The following is an 8091-nucleotide window of genomic DNA, read 5'->3' as shown; positions in this document are numbered from 1 at the left end:
ACAAGGATACCAACCGCCAGCGCAAGCCCGCCAAGCGTCATGACGTTGATCGTCTGCCCCGCCATCCCCAGCCCGATGACCGAACACAGCATCGCCAGCGGGATGGAGGTTGCGATGATGACCGTCGATCGCCATGACCCGAGGAACAGCAGCACGACCAGACTGGTCAGCAGCGCCGCAGTGCCCATTTCCTGCACCACGTCGCGCACAGCCTCCTTCACAAAGGTGGAGGCATCGCCCAGCACGGTGATGTTCACCCCGGCCGGCAGCGTCTTTATGATACCCGGCAGCAGCGCCTTGACCCCGCTGACGACCGCAAGCGTGGAGGCGTCACCACTTTTCATGATGACAATCAGGACCGCCTGGTGCCCCTTGACCAGCACCATATTGGTCTGCGGCGGGCCGCCGGCATGCACCCATGCCACATCACGCAGGTAGACGACGGAATTGCCTTCCTGCTTGATCGGCATGTTGTTGAAGGTGTCGATCACCTCTGGCGAGGCATTGGTCTGCACCATGTAATCGAAGGCGCCAATCTGCTGGTCACCGGCAGGCAGCACGATGTTCTGCTTGCCCAGTGCATTGCCGATATCGGTTGCCGACAGGCCATGCGCCAGCAGCTTCGTCTGGTCCAGATCAACCATGATGTTGCCCGGCTGCCCGCCATAGGGGTTCGGAATGGCGGCGCCCGCGACCGACACCAGCGCGGGGCGGATCAGGTTGGACGACATGTCATAGATCTGCGAGGCGGTCATCGAATCAGACGACACCTGCAACGTCAGCACCGGGACAGAGGACGCGTTATAGGTCAGCACCAGCGGCGGGGTCATGCCCGCGGGCATCTGTTTGATGACCGTCTGTGATACCGATGTGATCTGCGTCTGGGCCACGGCGGTATCCGTGCCGGGCTGGAAGAAGACCTTGACGATGCCACGCCCGTAATAGGACTGGCTTTCGATATGTTCGATATTGTTGACCGTCGCGGTCAGCGCACGTTCATAATAATAGACGACACGTCCTGACATGTCCTCCGGCATCAGGCCGGTATAGGTCCAGCAGATCGCGACGACGGGGATATTGATGCTGGGGAAAACGTCGGTGGGCGTACGCAGCAGGCCACGCACGCCGAAAACAACAATCAGGATGGACAGGACGACGAATGTGTAAGGCCGCTTGAGCGCGGTAACAACGATACCATTCATGCGCGGGTTATTTCCTCCGGCGCTGGAGTGCGGCCATCGACCGCGTTTTCCGTTGCGGGCAGGGACAGGATGTTCCCATCGCGTGCGCCCGGCAAGGCTTGCTCATGCATCGTCATAATCTCTCCATCCCTCATCTGGTGTTAAAATGAGGAACGCTCCAGACAAATGAAAATTCTGTTTAATGTCCTTCACGCCGCCTCCTCGCCGGGGATGAGCGTGTGCGAAAGGGGGGCGAAACAGATCGTGAAAACCGCACCCGGCAGGGCAGTGTCGCACCGCGCCGCACCAATACGCAGGCTGGCGTTATGAAGTTGCACGATCGCCCATACAAGGCTCAGCCCCAGCCCGCTTCCGGGGACATGCCTGCTTTTGTCGGACCGATAGAAACGCCCCGTCACCGCCCTTCGTTCCTCGGGCGGGATGCCGATTCCCGTATCTTCGACCTGTAACACCACACCCTGTGCGTCCTCGGACGTGCGGATCGTGACATGACCGCCTTCGGGGGTGAACTTCATGGCGTTATCCACCAGGTTGGCCAGCACCTCGATCAACAGGTCGCGGTCGCCAAACACCTCTCCCACCCGTTGTCCGCGCACATGCGCAAGCGTAATGCCCTTGCTTTCGGCAATCGGTTCATAAAGGTCGATAATGTCATCGGCCAGGCTGTCGAGGTCCACCCTCGCGAACCCCACCCGACGGCGGCCGTTCTCGATCTCACCAATACGCAGCAGCGCGGTAATGACGGCAAAGGACTGGTCAAGGTCGTCAATGGCGCGCGCAATGACATTGCGCAGCGCCTCTGCCGAATGTCCTGCCGCGCGCGCCCGGTCAAGACGCGCGCGCACCCGTGTCAGCGGCGTGCGCAGGTCATGGGCGATATCGTTGCCAACGTCACGTATCTCGTCCATCAGGCGTTCAAGGCGGTCGAGCATCCTGTTGACGCTTCCCGCAAGGCGCTGGAGGTCGTCACGCTGTCGGCCGGCGGGCAGGCGTTCGTGCAGGTCGCCTTCCATGATGCGGTCGATGGCCTCGTGCATGTCCTTGACGCGGGCAAGCGCACGGTGGCTGAGCACGATGCCGGTCATCAGCGCGAACAGCACCGTGGGCACGATCGACACCAGCAGCGAATGGCGCATCATCAGGCGCAGTTCGCTGCGCATATGCCAGCTTCGCCCCAGCACAAGGACACGCCCGCCGCGCACCCCGACCGCAAGCATGCGCAGGACACCCGGGGAATGATCGGTCGGCGTGGCCCTGACGGGGGGCTTGATGTTGATTTCATGAACATGGCCGTCCGCCACCAGCCCGGCGGGCCAGTTATGCAGGTCGCCCACGATATACTGATGGTCCTGACTGAACAGCGTCGTGACATTCATGATGACGCGCAGGTCATCGGTCGCGCGGTCACGGACCTTGCGTTCCAGATCCTCGGCGCTTTCGGTCTGCAGCAGGGCGGCTTCGCGATACAGCAATGTGTCCGAACGCCGCGCCTCGAACACGGTGGCCTGGCTGTAGCCCAGGAAGAACTGGAACGCGGCGGACCCGATCATGGCCGCGACAACCGCCAGTGTCAGGCGGAATGTCGCGGTGCGGAACAGTTCATTTTGAAACACGAAGCATGAACCCGGCGCCGCGTATGCTCTGGATCAGCGAGGGCGCACCGGGTTCATCCACCTTGCGCCGCAGCTTGCCGATATGCACGTCAACAAGGTTGGTCTGCGGGATGAAGCGGTAATTCCACACATCCTCCAGCAGCATATTGCGCGTCAGCACCTGGTCGGGCCTGCGCATCAGGTATTCCAGCAGCCGGAATTCGCGCGGCAGCAGCTCGATCAGTTCCCCATTGCGGGTCACGGTGCGTTCGATCAGGTCCATCGCCAGCGGGCCGGCATGCAACATCGTCTCGCGCGAGTTGTTGGGACGGCGCAGCAACGCCTCCAGCCGCGCGGCCAGTTCCTCCATCGCAAAGGGCTTGGTCAGGTAATCGTCGCCGCCAGCCTTCAGGCCGCTGACACGGTCATCGACTGCCGACAATGCGGAAAGCACCAGCACGGGCGCACGCACCCGGCGTTCGCGCAACGTTTCGATCAGGCTGAGGCCATCCAGTTCGGGCAGCATGCGATCGACGATCATCACGTCGAAATCATGGGCAAGCCCGACCTCCAGTCCCAGGGAGCCGGATACCTCATGACGGACCCGGAAACGGCGACTTTCGAGTTCCTCCACCACTTCCTGCGCAATCTTGACGTCATCTTCAACCAACAGCACGCTTGGCCCGGTGGACGTGGCCGGGGGGGGCATGGTGTCAACGCGATCAGGGGGTGTGGGACCTATCATTGCATCTCCGAATATGCGCGAGGGAGGCGGCGTGCGCCTATTAAAATCCCTTTCACTCGAACGGCGCGGCGACAGGCGGGGTTGCCTCGCACAGGGGATCTTCCGTCATGTCCCCAACGAACGAAGCGGTGTCAAGGTCGCGTAACTGTCGCGTCACGATACCGGTACGGCGCCGCGCCTCGTCGATCGAATTCGTCATGGCGGATGCATTGCGCGCCAGTTTTTCAAGCACGTCATCCATCCGCAGCATTTCCTGCCGCGTGGCCCCCAGCAGGCGGGCGATATCGTCCGTACGCTTTTCCAGCGCCAGCGTGACATAGCCAAGGTGAATCGTACGCAGCATCGCAGGCATCAGGCCCGGCCCCATGATGATGACACGGCTGGTGCGGCCGATTTCGTCAATCAGGCCGGGAATGCGCGCGACCTCCGCATACAGCCCGTCGGTCGGCAGGTAGAGGACGGCGAATTCCACGGTCACGGGGGGCTGGATATATTTGGCCGCGATCTTGCGCGCCTCGATGCGCAACGTCGTCTCCAGCGCGCGGCGGGCCGCGCGTTCGGCGTCGGGGTTGACGTCCTCGACCGCCTGCAACAGCCGTTCATACGCCTCGGTCGGGAACTTGGAATCAATCGCCAGCAATGGGGGCACGGATGCCCTGACGGGCATACGCACGGCGAATTCCACCACATCGCGGCTCTTGTCGCTCAGGCGGCAGTTCATTTCGTACGCCCCTTCGGGCAGCACATCATCAAGGATGGCCCGCAACTGTGCCTCCCCCCACCCGCCGCGCGTCTTGACGTTGGAAAACAGCCGCTTGAGATCGCCCACCTGCGCGGTCATGGCCGAGACTTCGCCCATCGCCTTCTGCATGGCGGCAAGCTGTTCCAGCACACGCTGGAACGAAGTCTGCATCTGACGCTCGACCGCTTCGTGCAGGCGCTCATTGACTGCGCTGCGGATGGCCTCAAGCTGGCTGGCGCTCTCGGCGGCCATCATGCGCAGGGCCTCGGACTGGCTGAGGCGCATTTCCCCCATCTCGCGGCTGACGATACTGGCGATGCGTCCCAGGCCCTGGGATGTGTCCTGATGGCGCTGCTCGATCCGGCTGGTCAGGACGCGTTCAACCTCTGCAAGGTGCCCGCGCTGGTTCTGCGCATCGGCCATGCGGGCGGTGCCTTCACGCTCCATCATGACATACAGCCGCGCCAGCAGGTCTTCTTCGCCGCGCCCGTCCCCACGCTGGCGCAGCAGCACCAGCAGCAGCAGGCACGCAAGCCCCGCCCCCAGCGCGGATGCCCAGATCGCGATCGTGCTCAGCGTATCGAACAAGGTTGATATCCCCCCAAAGCCATTGATTCCCATTCAAAAGAACAAAACATGTCCACAGCCTGTAATGCAGATATAACAGGCCGACCATACATTTTTGGAATATCTGCCCTTCATGCTATGTCGGCTGTGGCCTTTACCTCCGGGCAGGTCACCAGTTTTTCAATCCCCGATATGCCAGGGGCGCGATAGGCTGCATCCCCTTCCGCGTTTTCCCGGCACATCCGGACCTGATTTCCTGACCAAGGCGCCAACCATGATCGACGTGTCCCCGCCAACCGCGCCAAAGCGGCGTTCCCTGTTTCGGAGCCTGTATTTCCAGGTCATCGTTGCGGTTGTCGCAGGCATTGCGGTCGGCCATTTCTGGCCCCATGCGGGAACCGCGCTGCGTCCGCTGGGCGATGGATTCATCCGGCTGGTCAAGATGATCATCCCGCCAGTCATTTTCCTGACGGTCGTCACCGGTGTCGCGGGCCTGTCGGACCTTGGCAAGGCCGGGCGCCTTGCGGGGAAGGCGATGGTCTATTTCCTGACATTTTCCACCCTTGCACTGGTGGTGGGAATGCTGGTGGCCAATATCGTGCGGCCCGGCGCAGGTGTGCATGCAGACCTGTCGACACTGGATACCCAGTCCGTTGCCGCGTTCGTGGCACGCGCACAGGCCCATTCCTTCAGCGGGTTCATGCTGAACATCATCCCCGACACCGTACTCAGCGCCTTTGTTTCGGGTGATATCCTGCAAGTGCTGCTGATTGCGATCCTGTTCAGTATCAGCCTGTCGCACATGGGCGCGCGCGGACATGCGGTCCTGTCGCTGTTCAAGCAGTTGACCGAACTTGTCTTTGGGGTCGTACGGCTCGTGATGCTGGCCGCACCGGTCGGGGCGTTCGGGGCGATGGCGTTCACCATCGGGCGTTTTGGCATCGGTTCCGTGCTGGACCTTGCGTTCCTTGTCGCCACTTTCTACGCCACGTCGGCGCTGTTCATCATTGTCGTGCTGGGACTGGTCGCACGGTATAACGGGTTTCGCATCCTGCCGCTGCTGGCCTACCTGCGCGAAGAGCTGCTGATCGTTCTGGGCACGAGTTCATCGGAATCCGCGCTGCCCACACTGATGACCAAGATGGAGAACGCAGGCTGTGCGCCGTCTGTTGTCGGGCTGGTGGTGCCCATGGGATATTCCTTCAACCTTGATGGCACCAATATCTACATGTCGCTGTCCGCCCTGTTCATTGCACAGGCGACCGGGGTGCATCTGGACCTGGGGCAGCAGGTCTCACTCCTGCTTGTCGCGATGATCAGTTCCAAAGGGGCGGCAGGCGTGACGGGTGCGGGGTTCGTCACACTGGCGGCCACACTTGCGGTGGTACCCGATGTCCCCGTCAGCGGCATGGCCCTGATTTTGGGGATCGACCGTTTCATGTCGGAATGCCGGTCGCTGACGAACATCATCGGCAATGCGGTTGCCACCCTTGTACTGGCGCGATGGGAAAATGAACTGGACACAAAACGCCTGCATGCCGCGTTGAGCGGGACCATCCCCGAAGATGAGGCCGATCGCCCGATCCTGAACGCCGGGCCTTACAACGCCTGACGCAACACAATACCTGACGTAATGCCTTCATCATATTCGCATTATCGCAGAGACCTCCCCCTTTCATCCCAGACGCAGGACCGTTCGGAATTATATGGACATCACCCCCACGCCCCATGTCCCGCTGACCACGCGCCAGCGGATACACAGCATCATCGCCGGATCATCAGGCAACCTGATCGAATATTACGACTGGTACGTTTATGCGGCATTTTCGCTGTATTTCGCCCATGCGTTCTTCCCCCATGGGAACCAGACCGCAGAACTTCTGCGTAGTGCGGCGATCTTTGCCATCGGGTTCCTGATGCGCCCGATCGGGGGATGGATCATGGGGCTGGTGGCCGACCGACACGGACGTCGCTTTGCACTCAGCACGTCAGTGCTGGCGATGTGCGTGGGGTCACTGACGATCGCGCTGTGTCCCGGATATGACAGCATCGGCGTCCTGGCGCCGGCCATCCTGCTGCTTGCACGCCTGGTGCAGGGGCTCAGCCTTGGTGGGGAATACGGCGCCAGCGCCACATACCTGTCGGAAATCGCCCCCCCGGCGCAACGCGGGTTTTATGCCAGTTTCCAGTACGTCACGCTGGTGGCCGGGCAGTTGCTCGCCCTTGTCGTGCTGCTGGTCTTGCAGTTCGTTGTACTGACACCACAACAGATCGGGGCATGGGGGTGGCGCATCCCGTTCGGCATCGGCGCGCTGCTGGCGCTGTCGGTATTATGGTTCAGGCGCGGCATGGCCGAAAGCGAGCAGTTCAGCAGGGCAACCCGCGACCCGGCGGCAAAAGGCGGCCTGCGCGTACTGCTGCATCACCCGAGAGAGGTCGTCTCCGTCTGTGGCCTGACGCTTGGCGGGACGGTCGCGTTCTATACCTTCACCATCTATATGCAAAAATACCTCGTCAACACGACCGGCCTGACCAAGGAAGCCTCGACGGTCATCTCCACCACCGCACTGGCCGCATTCGCGCTGGCGCAGCCCCTTTTTGGCGCACTGTCGGATCGTGTCGGGCGGCGGCCGATGCTGCTGTCATTCGGGATCATCGGATGCAGCGTCACCGTCCCGTTGATGCACGCACTGGCGCATGCCCATTCCCCCGTGACGGCACTGCTGCTGCTGGTTACGGCGCTGCTGTGCATTTCGGGCTACACATCCATCAACGCGGTGGTCAAGGCAGAACTGTTTCCCGCGCGTATCCGCGCCCTTGGCGTGGCGCTGCCTTATGCGCTGACGGTGTCCATATTTGGCGGAACGGCGGAATATGTGGCCCTGTGGTTCAAACAGGCCGGGCATGAGGACTGGTTTTACTGGTATGTCACGGGCTGCATCGCCTGTTCTTTGCTGACGGTGCTGTTCTTGCTGCCATCGCGGGATGCAATCACCACAGAGACATAGACCGTTGTGAAACAAACGTTTCCAGACGTTGCCTTCCCATCAAAAGGAAACGTCTTTCCAAAGCGTTAGGTGCGGCCGACCCTAAACCTATTTGAGGTTCGCAATGTTTTATTGCACACTGTTTTGCTGCGCCATCTTTACGGGTCGCTGCTCAGATATTGTTTGAAAACAAACCATTGATAAAAAACAACAAAAGTTTTTGGGTGCCGCCTTTTTGAAAAAAGGCGGCGTCTTC

Annotated in this window: 6 protein-coding genes; 2 read left to right on the top strand and 4 right to left on the bottom strand. The window is 61.1% G+C overall.

Annotation, left to right across the window (positions count from 1 at the left end):
* From B7G66_RS16085 to B7G66_RS16070, 4 genes are all read right to left on the bottom strand, one after another.
* The coding region (locus B7G66_RS16085; protein ID WP_048859391.1) for an efflux RND transporter permease subunit at window positions 1–1202 on the bottom strand (1202 nt) is incomplete at its 3' end.
* Between the two features lie 188 nt (window positions 1203–1390).
* Window positions 1391–2815: a sensor histidine kinase gene (locus B7G66_RS16080; RefSeq protein ID WP_003621146.1), complete on the bottom strand. Its 1425-nt coding sequence runs from the start codon at window positions 2813–2815 to the stop codon at window positions 1391–1393.
* Complete coding sequence (locus tag B7G66_RS16075; RefSeq protein ID WP_040510971.1) at window positions 2802–3539, bottom strand: response regulator transcription factor; 738 nt, start codon at window positions 3537–3539, stop codon at window positions 2802–2804. Before B7G66_RS16075 ends, B7G66_RS16080 begins: the two co-directional genes overlap by 14 nt.
* Window positions 3540–3591: 52 nt before the next feature.
* The gene (locus B7G66_RS16070) at window positions 3592–4869 is read right to left on the bottom strand and encodes a DNA recombination protein RmuC (protein ID WP_048859392.1); all 1278 of its coding nucleotides are present in this window, start codon (window positions 4867–4869) and stop codon (window positions 3592–3594) included.
* A gap of 253 nt (window positions 4870–5122) precedes the next feature.
* On the opposite strand from B7G66_RS16070, the gene B7G66_RS16065 reads away from it, so the two are divergent.
* Both B7G66_RS16065 and B7G66_RS16060 read left to right on the top strand, forming a co-directional pair.
* Window positions 5123–6460 (top strand): dicarboxylate/amino acid:cation symporter, encoded by a 1338-nt coding sequence (locus B7G66_RS16065; RefSeq protein WP_003621155.1) that lies wholly within the window; start codon window positions 5123–5125, stop codon window positions 6458–6460.
* A 94-nt stretch (window positions 6461–6554) separates the two neighbouring features.
* A complete protein-coding gene (locus B7G66_RS16060) occupies window positions 6555–7856 on the top strand; it encodes an MFS transporter (protein WP_003621157.1) in 1302 nt (433 codons plus the stop codon).
* The last annotated feature ends 235 nt before the right edge of the window (window positions 7857–8091 follow it).

Source organism: Novacetimonas hansenii JCM 7643, from assembly GCF_000964405.1.
GTDB lineage: Bacteria > Pseudomonadota > Alphaproteobacteria > Acetobacterales > Acetobacteraceae > Novacetimonas > Novacetimonas hansenii.
The sequence above is the reverse complement of the archived record's forward strand: the minus strand, read 5'-3'. Positions and strand labels throughout refer to the sequence as shown.

What these genes read in the sequence shown, in the direction of transcription:
- B7G66_RS16065 (WP_003621155.1), top strand. Translation starts at nt 5,123, where the DNA reads ATGATCGACGTGTCCCCGCCAACCGCGCCAAAGCGGCGTTCCCTGTTT.
- B7G66_RS16060 (WP_003621157.1), top strand. Translation starts at nt 6,555, where the DNA reads ATGGACATCACCCCCACGCCCCATGTCCCGCTGACCACGCGCCAGCGG.
- B7G66_RS16075 (WP_040510971.1), bottom strand. Translation starts at nt 3,539, where the DNA reads ATGATAGGTCCCACACCCCCTGATCGCGTTGACACCATGCCCCCCCCG.